Raw genomic sequence first — 23,988 nt, 5'->3', positions numbered from 1 at the left:
ATAGACAGGCCCACCCCACGCCCTCGCCTGCGACCCCGCCTCCCAGGCCGCGCCGCTGGTCAGGCGGAAGCGGCTGTTGGCGATCGAGGCGAGCAGGATCGACGAGACCGGCGACACCGCCGTCGTATATTGCGCATAGAGGGTCACGCCCGGCCGCGCCGTCCAGGTCGTGCCCAGACGCCACGAGACGGGATCGAAGCGCGGCGCGTTACGCTCGGCCGCGCCACTCGCATTCTGGATCGTGGTGCGGGTCAGCGCGATATGGTCCCAGCGCGCGCCGCCCAGCACCAGCCAGCGCGGCGTCAGGTTGAGCGCATCCTCGGCGAACAGCGAAAGCTGGTGCAGCCGGGAATCGAAGATGACGTCGCTGGTGGTGAACAGGCCCGCCCCATTCGGGATGGCGATGATCGCCGGGTCGCGCAGATCGACCTCCGGCAGCGCGGTCGCCGGTGCCTGTCGGCGCGGGCTTCGGAAGCGCGTGCCATTCCCCTCCACGCCCAGGCTGAACCGGTTGCGCAGGCCCCACACCCGCCCCTCGTTCACGACCAGCCCGCGCGCGTTCCAGAAACGATGGTCGTGGCGGAAATCCTGATAGCTCTGCCGGATGCCGCCTTGCGGGAAGGCCGCGCTCGGCGCGGTGAAGACCTGCGTATCCGCCAGCAGGAAGGCGCGCCGGGCGGCATAGCCGGTCAGGTCGATGGCGACGCGCCACCCGCCCCCGATCGCCCCGTCCAGCCGCGCCCGCAACGTCGTCTCATCCGCCCCGGAATAGGCGCCCAGGGGATTATAGTTCACCCGCCGCAGCGCCCGGTCGGCGACCAGCCCGCCGGTCGAGCGTACCGCCCGGCTCGGCTCCAGCGCGTAGCGGCCGGGGATCAGCGCCATGCCCTGATAGGTCGCGTCATAGCGATCCTCGAAATGCTCGACGCCGATCAGCAGCGACCAGCGTGGATCGGGCCGCCACAAGGCGCTGGCGGTCAGCCCGGCCGAATGGCTGGCATTGCGATCGACAGCGTACAGGCTGTCCGAGCGTTGATAGCTGGCATCGGCGCGGATCGCGAGATCGGCCGCTGCGGCGATGTTGACGCCCCCCGCCGCATAGACGGTGCCGAAGCTGCCGGTCGAGGCGAGCAGGTCGAGCCGGCGTTCGCCGATCACCGGCTTGCGCGTCACCAGATTGACGACACCGCCCAGCGCCCCCTCCCCGTACAGGACCGAGGCGGGGCCCTTCAGCACCTCGATCCGGTCGTAATGCCAGGTGTTGGTGTCGCGCTGCACGACGGTCGAGGTCGAGACGCGGACGCCGTCGCGCAGGATCGACACGGCATTGCCGGCGAAGCCGCGCAGCGACAGCACCGCCGGATTGCCCGGCACATTGCCGGCGATCGCGCCGACCACGCCGTCGAACGCCTCGCGCGCGGTGCGCAGGCCACGCTGCTGGAGATCGGCCTGGGTCAGCCGTTCGAGCGTGGCCGGCGTTTCGGCCTCGGTGAGGCCCAGCCGGCTGCCGGTATCGCCCGCGACATCGCGCTGGCCGGTGACGATGATGGGGGCGGCTGCCGGGGGCGGCGCGGCTCCCTGCGCGGTTCCCCGCGCGGGCAGGAACAGGCACGACGCGGCAGCGCCGGCCAGCAGGCAGTAACGATTCATGCGGAAGGGCTTTCGACCGGCCGGCATCGCAGCCGGCGGTGGGATCACGAGCGCGTCCGGTTACCGAACACGCCGACAGCGATCAGGTCAGCGCCGGTGGTCCGCGCAAGGGCGGCCGCGCATGGCGGAACGCGGCCGGGACCGTGACGCGAGTCGTAACGAAGCCCAGCCGCAGGATGAAGGCGACCAGCCCGGCGAGCAGCACCGGATCGACCGCCCCCAGCATCGCGGCCGACAGCCCCGCAAAGGCGCAAGGCCCGTCGCTCGGACCATGGTCCGAGGGGCGATGGTCGGACGGCCGGCTCTTTGCGGCGTGATGCATCATCGGCATGGCGGCGGCCTGGACCGGCGCCGTCACGCCCGGGCAGGCGATGATCGCGACATGGCCATGGTCGCTGCCGATCATATAGCCGGTCGGCACCAACAGGCGCAGGATCAGCGTCGCCGCGCACAGCCACAGCACGACCTGGCGTTGCGCGAGAAGATGGCGGACGGCCTGCACCGGATCGACCTAGCCGGCGGGCGTCGGCCTGTCACCGTCCGTGGCGGCTCGCTATCGTTTGCTACGACCTGGATCAGCCAGACGCCTGCCGATGCGCCGTTCCTTCTTTCTCCTTGTCCGTCCAAGATCCAATATCCCGCCGGGTTAGAGGGTTAAATAGAGGGTTAGAAGGTTAAGGGCCTCGAACCATCGCGCGACTCATTGGGAATCGGCCATTTTCCCGACCCCCCGCGTTCCCGGAATATCGTGGAAACGTTCCCGATATATCGACGCCGACGTTCCCGATAGTTCGTGCCATCGTTCCCGATATATCGACGGTCCGCCGATCCGCGTTCCCGAAGTGTCGATGCTCCGGATCATCGGGTCTGATCGTCGGACGGTTTGAATCAGTTCGGCGCGTGCAGGCGACAGGAAGGTTCAATCGCGCGAACGCACATCATGGACATGGCCGCCCCGATCCGGACAGCCGATACATCAGGAACGGACAGGCCGCTTCCGGCCCGTGTCGAGGCTCGGGTCAGCCGCGCAGCAGGTGCCGGTTGCGCGCGTGATAGCGCCGGACATAGCCGATGAACGCATTCTGGTAGCTGACCGGCGTGCGCGCCGGATCGCCCTCCACCCAGGTACGGAACTCGGCATGAAGCGTCTGATAGTCCCAGCCGGGACATTCGGCGCGCAGCGTCGCCAGCGTCGCATCGGTGAGGTCGCCGGCCAGGGCGCGGGTCGACAGGCTGGTGACGCTGCGCCGGACCAGCGCCCCGACATCCACGGCCACCGGCGCATCCGGCGCGGCCGCGATCGGCGATGGCGCGGTGGCGGCGGGCACCGCCACCCCCTCCCCGCCCGGCCGGCGTCGCATTCGCAGCATCGGTTCGCGCTGGCCCTCGACCGTCTCCAGCGCCAGCCGATAGCCGGGCAGCTCGTCGCGTTCGACGATGCGCGCGATCTCGAACTTGAAGCGGCGATACTGCCCTTCCGCGCCCGACTTCTCGAACAGGGTCGGCAGCGCGATGGCGAAGCCCGCCTCGCCCGCGCCGCCCGCATGTTTGCGCGCGACCTTGTACAGCCAGCGCTCGCGCCCGCCGGTGATGTCGAAATAGGCGCGGTCGATCGACAGCACCCCGCCGGTCATCATCACGCCTTCCCAGAACCAGGCCGACAGCTGGATGGTCATGCCGCGCGACCGCTCGGTCTTCTCGTCGACCATCTGGGTCCAGCCGTCGAGCCAGCTGAACGTCGCCTCGCGTCGCCCGCGCCCGCCGGCGGGCAGGCCGGCATCGGCGCGGATATTGGTCTTGACCGTGGTCGCCACCAGCCGGTCGAGCGCCTGCCCGAGCAGTTCATAGGCGCGCCCGGTCGGCTGCCGCCCGATCGCGCGGAGCAGGTCATAGGGCATCAGGTGGAGCGTGCGCGGCACGTCGTTGATCCCGCGCCGCGCCATGTCGGCGAGCATCGACGCGCAATAGATCAGGATGTCCGCATCCCAGATCGTCGCCATGCCGTAATCGGAACTGGCGGAGACATGGACCCACAGCTTGCCGTCGGGCGAGCGATAGTCGATCGGCTTGACCCGCTTCGACTTGGCGAGGCTGAAGAACGGCCGCTCCATCATCTCGCGCTGGTCGCGCAACGGGAGTTCGGAGAGATAGGGCAGGAACAGGTCGATCTGCTCGGCCGTCCCCTTGGTCGCCGGCTTGGTCATGCGACGCGGTCCTTGGTGCGCGCGAGCCCCATGTTTCCCGCGGGAAACATGCCATCGCGCGGCCGGTCGGGTCGATCCGCCACGATGTTTCCCGCGGGAAACATCAGCGCTTGAGCCCCCGGCCCTGGGCCTCCAGCGCCTCCAGCGCCTGCCGCACCGCCGACAGCATATCGTCCAGATCCGCGCCCGAGCCGGCATGGAGGCGCAACGTCACCCCCTGGCGGTTGGCGGAGCGCACCGACACGATGGGACGGCCATGATGCGATAATTCGCAGAGGGGCTCGGTCGCCCCGATCCCCGCCAGCCGCCGGGGCGCGTCCTGCAACCGATGCAGCACCTCGCTCGCGGGGAGGGGCGGCTGGCGATCGGCGCGGCGCGCCCGCTGCTCGGCGGCCAGGCGCTCGGCGGTGGCGAGGATCGCCGGCTGCCCATCCGGGTCGTCCAGCAGTTGCGCCAGCGCATAGGCCGGTCGCAGCGCCAGCTCGGCGGGCGAGGCGAAGGCGTCGACCACCGTGTCGGGCAGCGTCGCGATCTTGAGCATCTTCGACAGCCAGCCCTTGGACAGCTTCAGCCGCTCGGCCATCCGCGTCTGGTGGTTGCCGTAATGGCTGGCCAGCGCCACCCGGTAGTTGCGCGCCCGTTCCAGGTCGGACACGTCGGCGCGCGCGCGGTTCTCCAGATCGGCGAGCCGGAACGCCGCCTCGTCGTCGAGCTGCGCGACCTGCGCCAGGAACTGCATGTCCGGATAGTGGTTGGCGCGCAGCCAGCGGATCGACCAGTGCCGCCGCGTGCCCGCGATCACCTCATAGTCATGGTCGGGATCGCCCTCGATCCGGCGGACCACGGCCGGCACCTTCTGTCCGCCCTCCGCCAGGATCGAGTCGATCAGCTCGCGACAGCTTTCCTCGGTCAGATGGCGATAGCTGCGGGCATTGCCCTCCCACACCTTGACCCGCGTCGGGTCGAGCAGCAATTGCGTGACCTGCCGCACCTCGCCGCTGGCGACGCGCGCCAAGGCGGATTCGCGGCCGAGCAGCGTCGTGCCGCGCACCCGCTCCTGCACGCGGTCCGGCCGCTCCTCGCTGCCGGCATGGGGGTTGAGCCGGATCAGCCCGCTATCCTTGGGGCCTGGGCCGTCCTCCGCCAGCAGGGCGGCCAGATAATCGGATTGCTTACGCGCCATGATTCGCCTCCTTGGCAGAACATACAGCGAACATGATCTTGTAGGAAAGCCTAGGCCGCGGCATCGACCAGCGCCTCTTCGCTCAAGGGTTCGACCCGGCCCCAACTCTGGCGGACCAGCTGCTCGACCTGGCGCATCGCCTCGTCCAGATTGGCGCGACAGCGCTTGTGCGTCTTGGGCGTGCCGATCGGCTTGTCGAGTTCATAGACGGTCATCATCCGCATCGCCGCGTGGCTGATCTCCGCCGATTCCAGGATCGGCACCGGCAGCAAAGCGGGGCCGAAGCTCTGCTCCATGATCGCCCGCACCATCGCATGGCTGGGATCGTTGCCGTCGAACTTGGAGCAGATCAACCGCACGAACTGATAGTCGACCGCGATCCCCGCGCCGGTCAGCTGGTGCAGCACCTGGTCCATCATCGACAGGAACTGGACGGTCGAGCAGAAATCCGGCGTGGTCGCCGCCAGCGGCACCAGCAGCGCGTTCGCCGCCTGCATCACCGCCAGGCTGATCGTGCCGAGCGCGGGCGGCGGGTCGAGCAGCACCACGTCATAGTCGCGCGCCAGGTCCGACAGGCCGCGCTTCAGCTTGCGGAACCGCGCCGCCAGCACCGACCCCCCATCGCTGCCGGCCGCCGCCAGCTCATATTCGACGTCGAACAGCTCCAGATTGGACGGGATCAGGTCGACATTGGGCCAGGGCGTCGCCCGGACCGCATAGCCGAGATCCGCCTGGGTCGGGTCGATCGACAGGTACGGATAGAGCGTCTCGTTGCGCGTGATGTTGAAATGCGGGTTGAAGCCGAACAGGGTCGTCGTCGTCGCCTGGCTGTCGCAATCGACTACCAGCACCCGGTAACCCTGCACCGCGAAATAATGGGCCAGATGCGTGGTGACGGTCGACTTGCCGACGCCGCCCTTGAAATTCTGCACCGCGATGATCGCCGGCACGTCGAGCGGCGCACGGGCGGGGGAGGCGCCCAGCACCTCGCGCATCCGCAGCAACTGCTCGACGCTATAGCCGACGCGGCGGCCATTCTCCGTCGCGGGGGCGGGGGGCAGGCGGCCATCCTCCTCGGCCATGCGGATGCGGTTGGTCGAACAGCCGAGCAGTTGCGCCGCCTCGGCGATGCCGAAGCGGACATGAAGGCCCTTGCGGCTTTCCGGCAGGAAGGCCTTGCGCCGCAGCCGTTCGATCATCCGCTCGCCGGCATCCGCCAGATCGCCGATCTGGGTCAGCACTGCATGATCTTCCGCCACGAACCTGCCCCTTTGAAGCTTTTCAGGAGACGAATAGGCAGATTGCATTCAACTTGGCAAGGGCAGGGGTGTTGCTCCCGCTGCGGAATGTTTCCCGCGGGAAACATCGTGGCCGGCGTCGATCGGAGTCGCCAAGAGGCGAGGATGCAGAGAGTGCAGGGGGAGCGTGTCGAGGCCCTGCCCATCGAATGTTTCCCGCGGGAAACATCGCGGGGACGATTTCCCTTTCGTTCCGGTCTCGGGTGATTCATGACCGAGCCATGCCGATCCGCCCGGAAAATCGCTGGCTCTATCCGATCGACTGGCGGCAGGTGTCGGACGCGATCCGCTTCGATCGGGCAGGGGCGCGGTGCGAGACATGCAAGCGGCCGCATCGCCGCCATGTCGCGCATCTGGGCGATGGCCGCTGGTGGGATGCCGAGGCGGGCCATTGGCGATCGGGCCGGGGGCGGGCGATCCGGCTGCGCGGCGGCTTCGTGCTGGCGCGGGTGCGGACGACCTATGTCGTGCTCGCCTGCGCGCATCTCGACCATGATCCCGGCAACAACACGCCGGCCAATCTGATGGCGCTTTGCCAACGATGCCACATGCTGCACGACGCGGCCGAGCATCGTTGGCAACGCTGGTGGAACCTGTTCCGGCGTCGCGCCATCCGCGACCTGTACGAGGACCCGCTGGTCACCCGCGCACGATTGCTGACGCGGCGGGGCGGATAGGATCGTCCGGCAGGGCTGCGGCGTGGAACCAACGGTTCGCCCGAATGTCCCGCACCTCATGCCCCAAACGCCCAGCCATCCCGCCACGCTCGTCATCAGCCGCGTGATGCGACCGGGGCGCGAGGACCGCTATGACGGCTGGGCCGCGCAGGTGATCGCGGACGCGGCGACCCGGCCGGATTTCCAGGGGGCGCTGCGGCTCGATCAGGCGGGCGCGATGCATCATCTGTTGGTACAGTTCGCGGATCACGCCGCGCTCGACGCCTGGGCGGGGCAGGGGGATCATGGGCGCGGGGCGGACGGTTTCTCGACCGGACTGCGGCAGGTCGTCCAAGGCCCGATTGCGCATGTCATGCTGCCCAGCGAGGCGGCCGCGCGCAAGTGGAAGACGGCGCTGGTCACCTGGATCGGGGTGGTGCCGACCCTGTTGCTGGTGAGCGGGATCATCGGCTGGCTGCTGCCGCACGCCCCCCGGCCGGTGCAGCAGATCCTGTCCTCCATCCTGCTGACCGGGGCCTTGACCTGGCTGATCCTGCCGCGCGTGCGGAGCTGGTCGCGCTTCTGGATGCTGCGCGATCCCCAGGGCCGGTTACGCACGGAAAGTTGATCGCCATCAACATTTCGTCGCGAAGGCGCGGAACGGACGACGCGGTCCGGCGTCCTGAGGCGGCATGACCCGACCGACCCTCCTCTTCCTCCACGCCCTCGGCGCCAGTGCCCGGTCCTGGCAGCCGGTACGGGATCGACTGGCCGATCACGACGGCATCGCGCTCGACCTGCCGGGCTTCGGCGCGGCGGATAGGATGGGCGACGGGCGGTGCGAGACGATGGTCGCGCAGGTCGTCGCGATGCTGCACGATCGGGGCGTGACCGATGCGCTGCTGGTCGGCCACAGCATGGGCGGCAAGATCGCGACGCTGATCGCCGCCCGCGCCCAGGCCGGCGCTTCGGGGCCGGCGATCCGGGGCGTGGTGCTGGTCGCTGCCTCGCCGCCCTCTCCCGAACCGATGGACGAGGCGCGCCGCGACCGGATGATCGGCTGGTTCGCCGATGGCGCCCCGACCGAGGCCGACGCGGCCGCCTTCGTCGATGCCAACACGGCATCGCCTCTGTCCGAGCCGTGGCGCCGGCAGGCGATCGCGGATGTGCGGCGCTCCCGACCCGAGGCGTGGCGGGGCTGGCTGGAGCAGGGCAGCCGCGAGGACTGGGGCGACCGGGTCGGCCGGATCGCCTGTCCCGCACTGATCCTCGCGGGGAGCGAGGACGGCGACCTAGGTGCGGAGGCGCAACGTCGCCTGAACCTGCCGCATTATCCGGAGGCCGTCCTCCACAACGTGGCGGGGGCGGCGCACCTCATTCCCTATGAACAGCCCGAGGCACTGGCCGCGCTGATCCGCGATCATGCGGCGCGCTGTTCCCCCGACCCCCACCAGTAAGGAGCAGTTATGGACCTGGGCATCACCAAGCGCATCGCCCTCATCAGCGGCGCGGATTCCGGCATGGGCAAGGAGACGGCGCGGTTCCTGCTGGAAGCGGGCGTGCGCGTCGCGATCACCGACAAGGCGGGCGGCACGCTGGACGACAGCCTGGCCGAGCTGCAACCGCTCGGCGAGATCATCGCGGTCACCGGCGACGTGACCAAGCCCGACGACGTCCGCGCCCTCTGGGCCGAGGTGCGCGAGCGATTGGGCGAGCCGGACATCTATGTCAACGCAGCCGGCGTGACCGGGGCGACCGGCGATTTCCTGGAGGTGGACGATGCCGGCTGGCAGGAGACGCTGGACATCAACCTGATGGGCGCGGTGCGGATGTGCCGCGAGGCGATCCCGGCGATGCGCGCCAACAAGTGGGGTCGGATCGTGCTGTTCGCGTCCGAGGATGCGGTGCAGCCCTATGTCGACGAGCTGGCCTATTGCGCGTCCAAGGCGGGCATCCTCAGCCTCGCCAAGGGTCTGTCCAAGGCCTATGGATGCGACAATGTGCTGGTGAACACCGTCTCGCCCGCCTTCGTCGCGACGCCGATGACCGACGCGATGATGCACAAGCGCGCCGAGGAGCGCGGCGAAAGCTTCGACGAGGCGATCGCGAGCTTCCTGAAGGAGGAGCGGCCGGGCATGGTGCTGGGCCGGCGTGGCCGGTCGGACGAGGTGGCGGCGGCCGTCGCCTTCCTGTGTTCGGAGCGCGCCAGCTTCATCACCGGCGCGGGGCTGCGTGTCGATGCCGGGTCGGTCTTCACCATGGCGGTGTGAGGCTGCGGTGATGTGACCCGCATATCATGCGGAAGCGGCAACCGGCTTTGATCGATGGGGAAATCCGTTGACCGGAATAGATGTCCATCCGTTTCGGTGGTACATACCGTTTACGATCCTAACCCTGTTTGCCTCTCCTGCATAAGAAATGTTTGGCCGGTTTTCTGGCCTACTGGACATGACACCGGCTTCATCATAGCGACACCCTGTTTTCAGGGGGGATGGTCAAGATGGTGAAGTCGGTGTCGCAGGCGCGGCGGGTCAAGGCGCGTGCGCTGGAGTCGAGCGCGATCCTGCTTGCGGTGATGATCGCGGGACCGGCCTATGCGCAATGCGCGCCCGATCCGACGGTGGCCAGTGGCACGACGACCTGCACGGGCAGCGACATCGACGGGTTGCGGGTGACGGCGCGGGACGCGACGGTCGATGTATCGGCGGGGGCCGTGGTATCGAACAGCGGCGCGCCGGCGGTCACCGTCGATATCATCGAGCCGAACGGTTACTATACAGCCGGCGCGAAGCTGAACGTGAGCGGCTTGATCGACGGTGGCGATCAGGCGGGTGTCCTGCTGACCCGCCAGCCGGGCCAAGGCTATTCCCTTGGCCAATTGGGCATGACCGTCCGAGCCGGGGGCGAGGTTCGGGGTGCGAACGCCGTCGTCGTCGGGCGGGAAGGCACCGGCTATCAACCGACGGGCATCGCCCTGGAGAATAGCGGCACGATCAAGGCGACGGGCGACGGCTATGCGCTGTTGTCGACGGCGCCCGGGGTCTCGGGTTTCTATTCGGTGGTCAATCAGGCCGGCGGCTTCATCGGTGCGATCAGCGCCAAAATCGGACGGCTGACCAATGCCGGCACCATCGATGGCGGCACGCGTAGCGCGATCGACTGGGGCACGATTTGGAATTTCGAGATCCAGACGTCCGATTCGACCAATAGCGGTACGATCACCTCCGCGAGCGGGAGTGCGACGCTGGCCAATCTGTCCGGCGTCCCGTTGACGAACAGCGGCACGATCAGCAACACCGGATCGGGCCCGGCGATCACCGGCATGTCGGTGTCGCTGATCAATGCAAGCGGGGGGCGCATCGCCAGCGCGGGCGCGACGGCGATCCGGGCCGACACCGCCCTCAATCTGACCAATGCCGGCACGATCACGGGCGATGTCCAATCGTCCAACGCTTCACTCTATACCGGCGACACGGTCGACAACAGCCAGGGGACGATCGCCGGGAATCTTCGGTTCGGGTCGAGCAACGACACGCTGGTCGTCGGCTATGCCAATGGCGCGATCCGCACCGGGGTGAGCGGTACGATCGACGGCGGCCTGGGCACCGACACCCTGCGGGTTCGCTTCACGAGCGACGCCAGCCTGTCCTCGCCGGTAGCGATGCCGGCGGGGTTCGAGCGGCTCAGCCTGGCTCCCGATGCCGAGATGACGGCGACGCTCGCCGATGGCTTCACCATGAATGGCGCGCTGGAGATCACCGGCAACGGCACGGTGGTGAACCGCACGACCTTGACGGGCACCGCCACGGTCGTGAGCGACGCGCTGGGCATTTCCGACGGCAGCCCCGTGTTCATCAATGCGGGCACCATCACGGCCACCGCGCCGAATGACCAGCGTTTTGCCGTGTTCCTGTTTTCCAATCCCCGCCGGTTCGAGAATAGCGGGACGATCACGGCCGCGTCGAACGGCGTCTACACCAACAGCGATACGAGGTTCGTCAACTCCGGGACGATCACGGCCGGCGGCACGGCTGTCGATGCCGAGAACTTGTCCAATACGGGCACGATCCGTTCGACGGGCGGGATCGGTGTCGCGCTATCCACGCAGGGGCAGGCCACGAACAGCGGCCGGATCGAGGGGGCGACCACCGGTCTGGCGTTGCGCGGTGCGCTGACCAATGGCGGCATCATCAGCGCGACCGGATCGGCCGTGCTCATCTATGGCGATTCCAGACTGGTCAACCAGGCGGCTGGCGTCATCACCGGCGGCACGGCGGCCATCGCGCCCGGTTCCAGCACTATCATCAATGTTCGCGTCAGCAATGCGGGCACGATCAACGGCAATGTCAGCCTGGGCAGCAACACCTATAACAACAATGCCTTCATCGCCTTGCCGGGCGGTGTGCTCAACGGCACCCTCACCTTGGGCACGGGGGTCACGTTCGTCACCGAACTGGCCGGCAGCGACAATGGACGCTTTGCCGGGATCAACGGCGCCGTCGCGGGCACCGGCGGCCATATCCGGCTGCGGGTGCGCAGCGACAGCAGCGCGACCCTGCCCGTCGGCGGGGCGTTCGAGAGCCTCGGCTATGAACTGTTCGACGCGGCCGCGCTGACGCTGACCGGCGCGGCATCGACCCGGACGCTGGTCCTGGCCGGCCAGGGCAGTGCCGACATGACCCTCGACATCGCCACGACGGACGTCGTCGCGCTGGCGACCCGCAGCCGCGACATGGCGCCGGAAGATGGCAGCGGGATTGCGAATGCACTGACGATCACCAGTCGCGGCACGCTGTCGCTGACGGCCACGGGCCAATATGGTTCGGCCGCCGTGGCGCTGGGCGGGACCGACCGCTTCACCAATGCCGGCACGATCGTCGCCCAGGATCGGCGTACGGCCACGTATCCGAGCGGGCGGGTCGCGGCCATCTCGGGCGGCACGTCCGTGACCAATGCAGGAACCCTGTCGCTCGATGGGGCCAGTGGCGTCGTCGGCACCCAAAGCATCGTCAATAGCGGACGTATCGTCCAGGCGGAGAACGGAAAGGCGACGACCGGGGTCACGGGCTTCGTCTCGTTGACCAACAGCGGCACGATCGCGGTCGCGGGTCCGGCGCTCCTGTTCGACTATTCGAGTGAATATGGCAATTACGGATCGCCAAGGACGATCGACAATAGCGGCCGGATCGCCAGCACCGATGGCGTCGCCATCACCCAGACCAACACCTATGGCACCAGCGTCAAGCGGATCAACAATCTCGCCGGCGGCACGATCGCCGGGGGGGCGGGACAAGCGGCTATCCGGACCGATTCGGTCCAACTGACCAATGCCGGCACGATCATCGGTGACGTCGATCTGGGCTATACAGGCTATGGCGGTCGCTCCACCGCCGCCTCGACCTACAAAGCGGCGGGCGGCACGCTGACGGGCAATCTGCTGTTCGGCGCCGGCGACGACATCTTCGTCGAGACGGATGGTCAGACCGGCGTTACCGGGACGATCGACGGCGGGGCCGGGCAGAACCGGTATCGCCATGCCCTCACCCGCTCCGGCACCGTGACGCTCGGCGATGCGACCGCGACCAACTTCCAGGTGGAGGAGGTGCAGGCCGGCGGTGCGGACACGGTCGCGACGGTGTCGGCCAACAGGTCGGTCGCGTCGTTGAGCCTGATCGGTGAGGGACAGGTCATCAACCTGGCGAACGTCGATGGTGGCGTGACGCTGGGTCAGCAACAGACATGGTGGCCGGTCGAGACGCCGATGGTTACGCTCGGCGGCTTCACCAACCAGGCGATCGTCACCGGCCGGGTCGAAGGCCTGGTCACCCGCTTCGCCAACAGCGGGACGATCGGGCAAGACGATAGCGATCAGACCGCCATCTCTGTCCGCACGGCGTCGTTCGAGAATAGCGGCACGATCCGGAACAACGGGACCGATCCCACCGTCGAGCTTAAGGCGGACGGGGCCAGCCTCACGGCGACGAACACTGGCCTGATCACGCAAGGGTTGAGCGCCAGCGCCAGCAATGACCTGCCTTACGGCGCCATACCCCCGGAGACCCGCGTTCCGCTGGAGGTCAGCCTGATCAATAGCGGCACGATCGCCGCGCCCCTTTATGGTCAGGCCATTTATATGAATGCCACCGACTATCAGGGGATAGGCAGTGCGATCCGTCTGGAGAACAGTGGCACGATCGACGCCAGCGGCGAGGGTGGTTCGGCCGCGCTGCTGACCGCCACGAGCTACGAGCAGCGTGAGACGTTCTACAGCCTGCAGAGCTCCGCGACCGCCAGCCAGACGATCGTGGTCAGCAATTCGGGCACGATCCGTGCGAATGGGGGCGGCGCGACGGTCTATGATCCTTATGCCGGAGCGGCCGTGCCGACCGGTTCAGACCTTCAACGCACCAACACCGAGCCCGCCATGGGCCTGGCGGTCATAGGCAATGGCTATGCCACTGCCGCCATCACCAATACCGCGACCGGCGTGATCGAGGCGACCGGCACTTTGTCGACCGCGATCCTGGCGGATGGTGCCGCGCTCGACCTGACCAATGCCGGGACTATTCGGGGCGGCGCGGGCACCACGCTGGTCGGCAACGACACGCTCGCCGCCTATAACGGGACGCCCTATCTCGCCGGCGCGGTCCAGAGCGTCGGCGCGACCGACGACCGGATCGTCAACACCGGCGCGATCATCGGGTCGATCGCGCTGGGTGCGGGCAACGACCGGATCGAGAATCGCGGGCGGATCGAGGGCAATGTGTTCCTGGGGGCGGGGGACGACAGCTTCCTCCATGCCATCAGCGCGACGCTGATCGGCACGGTCGATGGCGGCGACGGCACCGACACGCTGATCGTCGACGCGACCGGGGGCGGGACGCTGAACGGCGACCAGTTCATCAACTTCGAACGGTTCAGCCAGATCGGCACGGGCAACCTGACCTATGCCGGCAATTTCCGGGTCGAGACGATCGGCGTTTCGGGCGGCACGGTCACGGTCGGCGCGGGCGAGACGCTGACCAGCACCGGCGCGACCACCATCACCGGCACCGACGCGGCCGAGACGGTGGTCAATAACGGCACCATCGCCGGCGCGGTCGCGCTGGGTGGCGGGAACGACCGCTTCGTCAATGCCGGCATCGTGCAGGGCGCGGTGGTGCTGGGCGACGGCGACGACCGCTTCGTCGAGCAGGCGGGGTCGCAGGTCGCGGGTGGCATCGATGGCGGTGCGGGCACCAACACCTATGCCGCGCTGCTGGCGGGCGACCGCAGCGGCCTGGGCCAGCGCAGCAACTTCCAGCGGCTGGCGGTGACCGGCAACGGCACGCTGACGCTGGGCCTGGACCAGAGCTTCGACACGGTCGAACTGCAGGGCACGGGGCTGAACCTGACGCTGGCCGGCAACCGCGTCGGTGCGGTCACCGGCAGCGACGCGGCCGAGCAACTGCGCGTCGATGGCGACATCGCCAGCGTCGCGCTGGGCGCGGGCGACGATCTGCTGGCGCTGGGCGCGACCGATGCCGCCGGCCGCTATGATGGCGGCGCGGGCAGCGACACGCTGCGCTTCACCGCGACCGGGCCGGTCGTGCTGAGCGGCGTGGCGACCGGGTTCGAGACGCTGGCGGTCGCGGGCAATGCGCTGACGCTCACCGGCACGCTGGGATCGGCGGGTGCGCCGCTCGGCCTAGGTGACGGCGACCTGTCGCTGACGGTCGCGCGCGGCGGTACGCTGGCGGGCATCGTCGACCTGGGCACGGGCAATGACGCGCTCCGCTTCTCCGCAGGTTCGGTGTTGCTGGGCAGCGTCGCGGGCGGCGCGGGCACCGACAGCGCCACGCTGGAACTGGCGGGCGACCGCAGCCTGGCGGCGGGCACGCTGACCGGGTTCGAGCGGCTGGCGACCGAGGGCGCTGGCACGCTGTCGCTGACCGGCATCCAGGCCTATGGCCGGGTGGATGCGGCGACCGACCTGGCGATCGCGGCGGGCGGCAGCCTGACGACGGGGCAGGTCGCCTTCACGGGCGGCGACCAGCGTTTCACCATCGCCGGCGGCTTCGCCGGCGCGATGGATGGCGGCGCGGGCACCGACCGCATCCTGCTGTCGGGCGGATCGGCTGCGGTGCCGGTCGCCTTCTCCAGCGTCGCCAATGTCGAGGCGCTGGCGATGACCGGCGGCTATGCCACCGTGTCGGGCCAGGCGTCATTCGGCGCGGTCGCGCTGACCGGCGGCCGGCTGGTCGGGCTGGCGGGATCGACGCTGAACGCCAGCCAGTTCCAGGTCGGCCAGGGCGCGACCTTCGGTTCGGCGGGCACCGTCAACGGCAGTGTCGCGGTCGCGGGCATCCTCAGCCCCGGCGCGTCGCCGGGCACGATGACCGTCAACGGCAATGTCGCGCTGGCCGGCGGGTCGGTGTCGCTGTTCGAACTGACCCCGACCGTGTCGGACAAGTTGCTGGTCAATGGCGCGGTGACGATCGCCAACGGATCGACGCTGCAGATCGTGTCGAGCAGCGCGTTGCGGCCCGGCGCCTCCTACGACCTGATCGTCGCCAGCGGCGGGATCAGCGGCAGCTACACGACCGTGCAGAAGCCGGCGGACCTGTTCGGCTTCCTCGTCCAGCGCGCCGACCGCCTCTCGCTGCTCGGCCAGTTCCTGGGCGATGCGCGGTTCAGCCCGCAGGTGTCGCGCAGCATCGACTATGCCAATGCGACGCTGGCGCGCCAGCCCGCGACCAGTTCGCTGTTCGCGGCGCTGCCGGCGCTGCTGACCGGGTCGGGCGCGTCCGACGCGCGAGGCTTCGCGCAGATCACGCCGGAGGCCTATGCCTCGGCGACGCAGATCGGCGTCGACAATGCCCTGACCCTGACCCAGGCGGCGCGGGGGCCTGCCTTCGCGACGCTGCGGGACGAACCGGGCGCCTTCACCTTCGGGCAGGGGGTCGGCCAGTGGCACCGGCTAAGCGCGGACCCGGCCCAGGGCAGCAGCGCGGCGCAGACGCGCGGCTATGGCCTGCTCGGCGGCCTGGGCTATGGCGATCGCCAGTGGATGATCGGGGCGTTCGGCGGCTGGCTCAACACGCGCCAGTCGGTCGCGCCGCTGGGCGCCTTCACCAAGGCGGACGGCGTGGTGGCTGGCGTGCATGGCCGCTACACGCTGGCGAGCGGCCTGGGCGTGACAGCGTCGATCCTCTATGACGGGTCGAATGCGCAGACCCGGCGCGCGCTGCCGGGGATGGGGACGAACGGGGCGACCGGCCGCTATGACCTGCACGGCCTGGTCAGCGACCTGTCGGTCCACTATGTCGCCGAGCTGCCCCAGGGCTGGTCGCTGACGCCGCGGGCGGGCCTGACCTATCTGCGCACCACCCGCACGGGCGTGGCGGAGACCGGCGGCAGCCCCTTCGCGCTGACCGTCTCGCGCAACCGGCATGTGGCGGGCTTCGCCGATGCCGGCGTCACCTTCGGCCGCAGCGATACGTCCGACGCGGCGTTCCGCCCCTCGGTGACGCTGGGCGCCCGCTACCAGATCGAGGGGCGCGGGACGCAGGCGCTGGCCGGCTATGCCGGGGGCGGGCTGGGCCTGACCGCCTACGGCGCATCGCGCGCGCCGCTGGTCGGCACCGTGACGGGCGGCGTCGCCTATCGCTTCGCGGGCGGGCTGGACCTGTTCTCGACCGCCAGCGCGCAGACCGGACGCGACGATCATCAGGAGACGATCACGACGGGCCTGCGCCTGCGCTTCTGATGGGGGCGGGGGCCGGGGCGGCGATCCGCCCCGGCCCTGTCCGTTCGGCGGGGATTGGTGTCCTGCGTCTTTCTTTGCGGGAGAGGGCTTTAGCGGTAATAGGGTCACCATGAAGATCATGGTCGCCATGCTGCGGGTGCCGATGGCGGCCGGGGGCGCAATCCCCGACACCGCAAGCGCGACCCAGTGAGAGTGCAATGATGACAGACGCCGCAACCGTATTGGCCGTGGACCATACGGGCTTTGCCGTATCGTCTCTGGACGACGCCGTCCGGTTCTGGACGGAAGCGCTCGGCTTCACGCTCGAGCGGCAAGCGGAGATGGGGGGCCACTTCCTGCATCAGGTGACGGGTGTCGATGATCCGTACGTGAAGACGGCGATCGTCAGGGCGCCCGACGGCTATGTGGTCGAACTGTTGCACTATTCGAACGGGGCCCGGCACGGGATGGTGCCCGACAGCGCGGGATCGATCGGCGCGGCCCATCTGGCGCTGACCGTGACGGATATTGATGCCGCCATTGCCCGTATCGAGGCGGCAGGATGGAAGGCGAAAGGTCGTCCGCTGCCGATACCGGGCGGTCCACGGAAGGGGACGTTGGTGGCCTATATCTCAGGCCCCGATCATATCACGATAGAGCTTATGCAGCCGCCAGCCTGTTAACGGGCCGGCGGCCGCCCAACAGGAATGCCCCGCCGTCCCAAGCGGCGCTCCCCATCGAGACGGTCGGTCGGGTCGAGACCGGACCAAGCGTATCGCCCGAAATAGAGCATGGCGATGCCGTATCTGTCCGTGCAGGCATGCGCCAGCATTAGCGCCTAGAGATTGCGCTCATTACCCAAGTAGGCGGCTGCGGACACGGCGCCAGCGATGCCGGTCGTGATGACTCCGACGGTGCCCTTTGAACAGGGCGGCCAGTGATAGCGACTGGCTGGCATGCAGGTCGGCACTTCACGTCAAAGCGTTTTCAGATAATCCTCGAAGCGTCTGCCCCTCTCCTGTCGGAAAATGGCCCCCGTGCTGCTGATGGTGGCAATCCGGTCGGCGCGAAAATTGCGAAAGGCATTTCGGGCGTCGCACCAAGCGGTGAGGAGCCAGGCGGAGTCGAACAGGGTCAGCCCGAGCGGTCTGATGGTCCGCTCGCTCTCGTTACCCGAAAAATCCGCATAGGTGATGCACAGGATCAGGCGTCGGCGTATCGCATCCCGCAACAGGGTCAGATGCGCCTTGGCGCTCTCGCTCTCCGATGTCTGCTTCGACACGGCCCGCAGCGGCAGGTTCGCATAGGCCGCTTGCCGACCGGGTTCCATCGACGCGGCGAACTTCGCCGATGCGCGCCGCGCTGCCGCCGCCAGTGGTTCGTCGCTCCGTGCCGCGATCAACCGCATCCCCAGCATGACCGCATCCATTTCGTCATGGTCCAGATGCAGCGGCGGCAGGAAATAGCCGCGCTCAAGCTGGTAGCCGAGGCCCGGTTCACCGCGCACCGGCGCGCCCATCGCCTGCAATGTCACCATGTCGCGGTAGATCGTCCGGACCGACACGCCGAGCAGCTCGGCGAGCGTGTCCGCCGAGATCGGCAATGATCGTTCGCGAAGGTGATCGAGGAGCGCAAAGAGGCGTAGCGAACGCATGGCGTATCTATCGTCCGATCCTGACGGAAACTGTCAGGGGCGGCGTGTATCCCGCGGCCTCACGAACGTCACCGTCGGGGAATGCCATGACCGCCATTTGCTATGAGATCGTCGCCTACAGGATCACGGATGCGGAGCAGGCCGATGCGGTTCGCGAGCAGGCCAGGGCATTGCTCGCCCGCCAACCGGGCTTCATCGCCTGGACGCCCTTCCAAGGCACGGACGATGCGAATGCGCGCGTCGATCTGGTCGCGTGGACCGATCTCTATAGCGCCCGCAGGGCAGGGCGAATCGTCGGAAACGCAGCTGAATTTGCCGATTTTCGCGGATCGGTAGCGTCGGTCACGAGCATGGCGCACTATACCGCGCCCTCGCTCGACCCGCAGCCTGTCGTCGCCGGGAACGGCATCGAGCTTGGCCGCTTCAGGTTGAAGGCCGGTGTCGAGGAAGGCTCGATGCGCGCCGCCTATGACGCCATGGTATCGCGCCATCTGGTCCATCAATCCGGCTGGCGGCGCCAGCACCTGGTGAAGCTGCAGGATGGCATTTTCGTCGATCTCGCCTTTGCCGATGACCGGGAAGGGGCCGAGGCCATCTGCGAGGCCTGGGCCGGCAACGCCGATTGCGACCGGTTTCTTTCGATGATCGAGCCGATCAGCATGGAGTTCGGCACGCTCGTGTAAGGCGGCGGCTCAGGTCCGGGTCACGATCATGTTCGGTCCGGTTGCCCGGAGACGCGCAGGAGTGCCGAACGGATGACCATCGCTACCGTGCTCGGCCTGCATGCAGCCGTCGTCGTCAGCTTCGGAGAGCGGTCTATGACCGCTTCGCCCCCTCCCCGGCCGTCGGTGGGCGGCCCTGCTCCAGGACGGTGACGAACACCATCATTTCCCCCGGTCACCCGCTGACGTCCATTCGTGCTTCCATCGCAAAGCTGCTTGCCAGAATCACGGGCTACACAGCCTGGCCGCCAATCGCCATTCCGTCCCACGCAATGACGGAGGTCGATATGCGCTTCAATCCCGCTCTTCCCGCGCTGGCGGCGGGTGCATTCGGCATCGGCGTCACCGAGTTCGCTCCGATGGGGATGCTGCCGTCGATCGCAGCGGACCTGGGCTTTTCCATCCCCGTCGCCGGGCTGCTGGTGGGGGCGGCGATGGCCGGGGCGGCGCTGGCGATGCTGTTCGCCTTCCGTGACCGATCGTCTCGCTCGTCGGAGCGGGGCAGCAAGCGCTACCGACCATAGGGGCCCGAGCATCCGGCAAATGGAGGCCCATGGCAACGCCCCGACCGTTTGCATCACCGCCGGTTCGCGGGAACGGCGCTCAGGCAACGAGCCACCCCGGCAGCCGCCCGCGCAGTCGCGCGTCGAGGCTGACCCGGCCCCCGCCGGTGATGGCAAAGGATGCGCACAGCACCGCCCAAAGCAAGGTCGAGCACGGCGGTGGAGGCGACCGCGACCGCGACGACGGCCGAGCGGTCGCCGGCGGTGACCTGATAGTTGCCGGAGGGCAGGCCGGCGATGACATAGGTGCCGTCCGTGCCGGCGGTGGTGCGGCGGACCGATCCGGTGCTGGTCTCGGTCGCGACCACCTCCGCGCCCGCCGGCGCGCGGCCGCGCAGCGTCGCGGTCGCGGTCGCGGTCGCGGTCTGGGCGAAGGCGGCGGTCGGCGCGACGACGACGCCCGCCGCCAGCCCCGCCATCGCGATCGCCGACAGCGAACTGCCCGTGCGCGCCAGATTGCCGATCCTGCGGACGATCACGCTCTTCATGCCAATCCCCTCCACTGACGACCGGCGGTGCTTGACGCACCTTATCCCGGCCTGTTTTTCTGATGTAATCGCTTACATCCGGAGGGGGGGCGGCATTAAAATGACGAATGTTTCAGCTTGTGTTCAGCTTTGGAATCGTTGGCTTGTAGCCTTATTCTTTCCGCAAGGATCGATCCTCGGGCGATAAAATGAAGGATCGTTCATGTCGCCGGGCCCTGGTCGGTGCCGGGTGGGAGGGTTCCGGTATAGAGGAGCAGCCGCTGCACCACCATATTGTCGTCGATGCGCCACAGGCTGACGGCGTGCGGGCCGGCGGCAAGGCGACCGATCCGGGCTTCCAGCGGGAAGGCGTTGTCCGTCACCGCGCGCGTCCAGTCCGGCGCGTCGACCACCAGCTTCATGGTCAGGGTCCGGACAGGGCCGCCATCGACCGACACGCCGATCCGCCCGCCGGCGCCGCCCCGCACGTCGAGCGTCGGCACCATGGTCAGCCGCAGGGTCGCGTCGCCCGGCCGGGCGAGGGTCATGGCGTAGTCGGCGCGGATGCCGTCGGCGGGCGTCGTTGCCGGCCGGCCCTGGGGCAGGGCGACCAGCGCGCCCCGGCTCCTGCCGAGATGGGGGATCGCCCGCCACCCGAGACCATGAGCGGCGACGCTGCGCCACATCGCAGTCGCTTCGACCAAGGCGTAATTGCCCGGTGCGGGCGTCGTGGCGGCGGTGAAGGTGACGGGGGCGGAGCCGGTCGGGTGTCCGGTCGTCGCAACGCGCGTGACCCTGGGCATGATGTCGGTCTTGGGGTCGTTCCACGATGTATAGCCGAAATGGGTCTGCAGCATCATGCCGTCCCACTTGCCGCCGGCGAGACGATGATAGGCCTGGGTCAGCGCCTTGTCCCGCCGGAACGCGGCCTCTGCGCGGTCGGCGAAGACATTGGCGCGGGGATCGTCCAGCGCGGCGAGCCTGCGGTTCCAGGCGACCGCGTAATAAAGGTCGTAGAGATTGGCCATGGCGGCGACCGGATGGCCGATCAGCTCCGCGAACGCGTCCTGCTGGTCGGAGGCGAGCCGCGTGCGCACGGTCGCGGCCCGGTCGGCGAGCGCCTGCCACGCGGCGACGATTGCGCCGAACGCGCCGCCATCCAGGGCCGGGCCGACGGGGCCCAGCGCGAAGCTGTCGGCGTCGACCAGCTCGGGCTTGTGGCTCGCGGCGAGGCGGGCATAGTCGGTGGCGAGCGCGCCGATCGCCTCCGCCTGGGCCGGGCCGAACAGGCGGCCGGCCCATTGCCGGGGATAGGCGGCGAGCGCGGCGGGCGTCATCGCCTGAGGGTTCCAGGCCATGCGCAGGAAGAAGTCGATCGGATATTCCATCGGCTTTAGGTCGCCGACATTGGCGATCCAGATGGCGCGCGCGCCGCTTTGCCAGGCGAGGTCCATCTGCTGCCAGGTCTTCTCGACTTGGGTGTTGGCAAGCCATTTGTAGCTGCGCGGACCGCCGACATAGTCGAAATGATAGTAGACGCCGAAGCCGCCGGGACGGTCCAGGTCCCTGGTCGGCAGCCGGCGGATCTGGCCCCAATTGTCGTCGGAGAAGAGCAGGGTGACGTCGCCCGGCACCTTCAGCCCGGCGTCGTAATAATCCTGCACCTCCTTGTAGAGCGCCCAGAGCTGCGGCGTGCGCTCGGCCGGCCTACGGGTGACGTCGGCGATGATCCGGCGCTGGTCGGTGACGATGCGCTCCAGCAGGCCGGTGGCGGTATCCCGGCTCATCGGCTCGTCGCCATCGCCGCGCATCCCGACGGTGACGAGCTGTTCATAGCCCCGGTCGTCGCCCTTGGACATCATCCGCGCGATGCCGCCCCGCCAGAAGGCGCGCAGGTTCGTCGCATTGGTCGTATAGTCCCACGCCCCGCCGGTGACCCCGTCATCGCCGTCGCGATGCCATTCCGCCTGGGCGCGGGTCATCGGCTCGTGATGCGAGGTGCCGAGCACCAGCCCCTTCGCGTCCGCCAGCGCCATGCTGGCTGGATCGTCCGCCGCGATCGACTTGCCCCACATCGCCGGCCACAGGTAATTGCCCTTCAGCCGCAGGATCAGGTCGAAGACATGGGCGTACGCCTTGGCGTTGACGCCCCCGAAATGGCTGCGCGCCCAGCTGCCGAAGGCCGGCTCCTCGTCGTTGATGAACAGGCCGCGATAGCGCACGCCGGGCGCGTCGACCCGCGTGCCGGCGGTGATGGAGAGGTCCGCCTGGCGCCGGACCGGCACATCGGCCCACCAGGCCCAGGGCGAGACGCCGATCCGCTCCGATAGGTCATAGGTGCCGAACACCGCGCCGCGCCGGTCCGCGCCCAGGATCACCAGCGCGCGGGCGATGCCGGGAAAGGGGCGGTCGACGACGACCTGGCGATAGGCTTCCCAGCGCCCGGCGACCGAGGCGGTGGACACGCGCCCCGCCCGGACCAGCCGGTCGATCAGCGGACTGCGGCCGATCGCGCCGATCAGCACCAGCTCGCCCGAGGCGGGGAGGGTGGTGCGCACCTCGGCGGCCGGCCCGCCGGCGACGCGCGCCAGGTCGCCGGCCAGGCCCTGCGCGGCGCTGCGCACGGCGGGATCGGCGGAAGCGTCCACCACAACGGCCGCCGGCCGTGCGCCGGCGATCAGGCGGAGCGAGCCGGCGCGTGGCGCGGCGCAGGCGTTGACCGGGGCCGCGCAATCCTGCGCCATGGCGCGGCCTGCCAGCCCGAGCACCGCCATGCCCAGCCAATACCGCGTCCTCATCATCCCATCTCCCGCCCATCGGCATTCGGTTCGTGTCGATCGATCCCTGCGGAACGCGGGAATGCACGATTGTGCAATCCCCTATTTTCGCATGGGTTGGACGCCTTCGTGGAGCGCGACACAGTCGCGGCCCGACACCGGTCGCAGCTTGTCGTCCGTCGTGGCTTGTCCTCAGTCGCCGCCCAACCGGATCGGGCGGGGCTTGGGCGGCCCCCCTTCCGCTCGGTGGCCGACCGCCTCCATGCATTCGCGGAAGACGGCGATGGCATCGTCCTTACGCGCGACCGCCTCGGGATCGCGCGCGGCGATATGTTCGAACAGCGCGAAGGCGATGGCGGCTTGACCGCCGGCGGCGGCCTGTACGGGCATATCGGGGTCGAGCATGGCGGGCCTCTGGCTGGATCGTCCCGCCCCGATGGCGGCAGACCGGCGCGTGTGCAAGCCGGGTCGCTATTCTACCCTACCAGCCGCGGCCGTTCGTAGCGGGGCCGAGGCGGGTGCCCCGGATGCAGCGCGACGATCGAATGGACCGCATGGTCGGGCGCGACCGGGGGGCGCCTGGGGCGATCCTTCCTGGCGCGGACCAGCATCCCGATCCGGTCCATGGCACCGCCGCAGCGGACGGTCAGCGGGTGCAGGCCCACCTCCGTCACCGCGACCAGCGCGCCAGGTCGAGGGCCGCGCATCGATGCGGTCATCAGTTGCTCTGCGTCGGGCGTGACCCAGCCCCCGGGCGATGCAGGCTGCGTCGTCAACGGGCGGATCGATCGTGCCGACATTCGATGAACGACACCGGCGCGCGGCTCGGCCTGTCAACCTGGGCATGCGTCTATGGCGTCGAGGCGACGCGGTACGGGAGTGAGCAGCCCCCATCGGGTGGTCCGGGTTATTAGTTAGTGCATTGTCGTCTCCGCCGCCATTGCCGGTCGTAGGTGGAGCGAAGCGGAACCGGAGGCCGGCAATGGCGGTGTCGCCGCTTGTGGTGCGGGCGGCCGGTAGCCCAGGCTGCTGTGCGGCCGGACGGTGTTGTAGTGACGGCGCCACGCCTCGATCAGTACCCTTGCTT

Annotated in this window: 18 protein-coding genes and 1 pseudogene; 8 read left to right on the top strand and 11 right to left on the bottom strand. The window is 68.8% G+C overall.

Annotated features, from left to right (window positions below):
- From BRX43_RS18020 to BRX43_RS18000, 5 genes are all read right to left on the bottom strand, one after another.
- The coding region (locus BRX43_RS18020; protein ID WP_125996466.1) for a TonB-dependent receptor at window positions 1-1,650 on the bottom strand (1,650 nt) is incomplete at its 3' end.
- 82 nt (window positions 1,651-1,732) lie between these two features.
- Window positions 1,733-2,152, bottom strand: a complete 420-nt coding sequence (locus tag BRX43_RS18015; RefSeq protein WP_241215058.1) for a hypothetical protein — start codon at window positions 2,150-2,152, stop codon at window positions 1,733-1,735.
- Window positions 2,153-2,669: 517 nt separating this feature from the next.
- Window positions 2,670-3,854, bottom strand: a complete 1,185-nt coding sequence (locus BRX43_RS18010; protein WP_125996465.1) for a replication initiator protein A — start codon at window positions 3,852-3,854, stop codon at window positions 2,670-2,672.
- Window positions 3,855-3,957: 103 nt separating this feature from the next.
- Window positions 3,958-5,037, bottom strand: a complete 1,080-nt coding sequence (locus tag BRX43_RS18005) for a ParB/RepB/Spo0J family partition protein (protein ID WP_125996464.1) — start codon at window positions 5,035-5,037, stop codon at window positions 3,958-3,960.
- 50 nt (window positions 5,038-5,087) lie between these two features.
- On the bottom strand, window positions 5,088-6,236 hold the full coding sequence (locus BRX43_RS18000; protein ID WP_125996470.1) for an AAA family ATPase: 1,149 nt from the start codon (window positions 6,234-6,236) through the stop codon (window positions 5,088-5,090).
- Window positions 6,237-6,556: 320 nt separating this feature from the next.
- On the opposite strand from BRX43_RS18000, the gene BRX43_RS17995 reads away from it, so the two are divergent.
- From BRX43_RS17995 to BRX43_RS17970, 6 genes are all read left to right on the top strand, one after another.
- Window positions 6,557-7,012 carry a hypothetical protein gene (locus tag BRX43_RS17995; RefSeq protein WP_125996469.1) on the top strand — a complete coding sequence of 152 codons (456 nt, stop codon included), beginning with the start codon at window positions 6,557-6,559 and terminating at the stop codon, window positions 7,010-7,012.
- Between the two features lie 58 nt (window positions 7,013-7,070).
- Window positions 7,071-7,619 (top strand): hypothetical protein, encoded by a 549-nt coding sequence (locus tag BRX43_RS17990; protein WP_125996463.1) that lies wholly within the window; start codon window positions 7,071-7,073, stop codon window positions 7,617-7,619.
- Between the two features lie 64 nt (window positions 7,620-7,683).
- The gene (locus tag BRX43_RS17985; protein WP_125996462.1) at window positions 7,684-8,448 is read left to right on the top strand and encodes an alpha/beta fold hydrolase; all 765 of its coding nucleotides are present in this window, start codon (window positions 7,684-7,686) and stop codon (window positions 8,446-8,448) included.
- Window positions 8,449-8,457: 9 nt separating this feature from the next.
- Entirely contained in the window at window positions 8,458-9,261 is an 804-nt protein-coding gene (locus BRX43_RS17980; RefSeq protein ID WP_125996461.1) for an SDR family oxidoreductase, read from the top strand.
- A 230-nt stretch (window positions 9,262-9,491) separates the two neighbouring features.
- Window positions 9,492-16,739 (top strand): autotransporter outer membrane beta-barrel domain-containing protein, encoded by a 7,248-nt coding sequence (locus tag BRX43_RS17975; protein ID WP_125996460.1) that lies wholly within the window; start codon window positions 9,492-9,494, stop codon window positions 16,737-16,739.
- A gap of 197 nt (window positions 16,740-16,936) precedes the next feature.
- Window positions 16,937-17,401, top strand: a complete 465-nt coding sequence (locus BRX43_RS17970) for a VOC family protein (RefSeq protein ID WP_241215057.1) — start codon at window positions 16,937-16,939, stop codon at window positions 17,399-17,401.
- A 293-nt stretch (window positions 17,402-17,694) separates the two neighbouring features.
- Here the strand turns inward: BRX43_RS17970 and BRX43_RS17965 are convergent, their stop codons facing one another.
- The gene (locus tag BRX43_RS17965) at window positions 17,695-18,321 is read right to left on the bottom strand and encodes a WYL domain-containing protein (RefSeq protein WP_206433269.1); all 627 of its coding nucleotides are present in this window, start codon (window positions 18,319-18,321) and stop codon (window positions 17,695-17,697) included.
- On the opposite strand from BRX43_RS17965, the gene BRX43_RS17960 reads away from it, so the two are divergent.
- A complete protein-coding gene (locus tag BRX43_RS17960; protein ID WP_206433268.1) occupies window positions 18,321-19,055 on the top strand; it encodes a hypothetical protein in 735 nt (244 codons plus the stop codon). The genes BRX43_RS17965 and BRX43_RS17960 overlap by 1 nt on opposite strands.
- A gap of 326 nt (window positions 19,056-19,381) precedes the next feature.
- Window positions 19,382-19,525: pseudogene (locus tag BRX43_RS17955) on the top strand (MFS transporter); the annotation flags it as partial.
- Window positions 19,526-19,671: 146 nt separating this feature from the next.
- On the opposite strand, the gene BRX43_RS17950 reads toward BRX43_RS17955, so the two are convergent.
- The 5 genes from BRX43_RS17950 to BRX43_RS17930 form a co-directional block, all read right to left on the bottom strand.
- On the bottom strand, window positions 19,672-20,145 hold the full coding sequence (locus tag BRX43_RS17950; RefSeq protein ID WP_125996458.1) for a carboxypeptidase-like regulatory domain-containing protein: 474 nt from the start codon (window positions 20,143-20,145) through the stop codon (window positions 19,672-19,674).
- Between the two features lie 200 nt (window positions 20,146-20,345).
- The gene (locus tag BRX43_RS17945) at window positions 20,346-22,922 is read right to left on the bottom strand and encodes a glycosyl hydrolase 115 family protein (protein WP_241215056.1); all 2,577 of its coding nucleotides are present in this window, start codon (window positions 22,920-22,922) and stop codon (window positions 20,346-20,348) included.
- 171 nt (window positions 22,923-23,093) lie between these two features.
- Entirely contained in the window at window positions 23,094-23,306 is a 213-nt protein-coding gene (locus tag BRX43_RS17940) for a hypothetical protein (RefSeq protein ID WP_125996456.1), read from the bottom strand.
- Window positions 23,307-23,377: 71 nt separating this feature from the next.
- On the bottom strand, window positions 23,378-23,620 hold the full coding sequence (locus tag BRX43_RS17935) for a hypothetical protein (RefSeq protein ID WP_125996455.1): 243 nt from the start codon (window positions 23,618-23,620) through the stop codon (window positions 23,378-23,380).
- Between the two features lie 195 nt (window positions 23,621-23,815).
- On the bottom strand, window positions 23,816-23,988 hold a 173-nt coding region (locus tag BRX43_RS17930; RefSeq protein ID WP_206433231.1), incomplete at its 5' end, for an integrase core domain-containing protein.

This window comes from Sphingomonas sp. S-NIH.Pt15_0812 (assembly GCF_003951315.1).
In the GTDB taxonomy this organism is placed as follows: domain Bacteria; phylum Pseudomonadota; class Alphaproteobacteria; order Sphingomonadales; family Sphingomonadaceae; genus Sphingomonas.
This window is presented reverse-complemented; position numbering and strand designations above follow the sequence as displayed.

Bases quoted from the DNA above. Each gene is read 5' to 3' on its own strand.
- BRX43_RS17950 (WP_125996458.1), bottom strand. From the start codon at position 20,145: ATGAAGAGCGTGATCGTCCGCAGGATCGGCAATCTGGCGCGCACGGGC.
- BRX43_RS17995 (WP_125996469.1), top strand. From the start codon at position 6,557: ATGCCGATCCGCCCGGAAAATCGCTGGCTCTATCCGATCGACTGGCGG.
- BRX43_RS17990 (WP_125996463.1), top strand. From the start codon at position 7,071: ATGCCCCAAACGCCCAGCCATCCCGCCACGCTCGTCATCAGCCGCGTG.
- BRX43_RS17945 (WP_241215056.1), bottom strand. From the start codon at position 22,922: ATGAGGACGCGGTATTGGCTGGGCATGGCGGTGCTCGGGCTGGCAGGC.
- BRX43_RS17980 (WP_125996461.1), top strand. From the start codon at position 8,458: ATGGACCTGGGCATCACCAAGCGCATCGCCCTCATCAGCGGCGCGGAT.
- BRX43_RS17935 (WP_125996455.1), bottom strand. From the start codon at position 23,620: ATGACCGCATCGATGCGCGGCCCTCGACCTGGCGCGCTGGTCGCGGTG.
- BRX43_RS18010 (WP_125996465.1), bottom strand. From the start codon at position 3,854: ATGACCAAGCCGGCGACCAAGGGGACGGCCGAGCAGATCGACCTGTTC.
- BRX43_RS17970 (WP_241215057.1), top strand. From the start codon at position 16,937: ATGATGACAGACGCCGCAACCGTATTGGCCGTGGACCATACGGGCTTT.
- BRX43_RS18005 (WP_125996464.1), bottom strand. From the start codon at position 5,037: ATGGCGCGTAAGCAATCCGATTATCTGGCCGCCCTGCTGGCGGAGGAC.
- BRX43_RS17985 (WP_125996462.1), top strand. From the start codon at position 7,684: ATGACCCGACCGACCCTCCTCTTCCTCCACGCCCTCGGCGCCAGTGCC.
- BRX43_RS17960 (WP_206433268.1), top strand. From the start codon at position 18,321: ATGATCGTTCGCGAAGGTGATCGAGGAGCGCAAAGAGGCGTAGCGAAC.
- BRX43_RS17975 (WP_125996460.1), top strand. From the start codon at position 9,492: ATGGTGAAGTCGGTGTCGCAGGCGCGGCGGGTCAAGGCGCGTGCGCTG.
- BRX43_RS18000 (WP_125996470.1), bottom strand. From the start codon at position 6,236: ATGATCGAACGGCTGCGGCGCAAGGCCTTCCTGCCGGAAAGCCGCAAG.
- BRX43_RS17940 (WP_125996456.1), bottom strand. From the start codon at position 23,306: ATGCTCGACCCCGATATGCCCGTACAGGCCGCCGCCGGCGGTCAAGCC.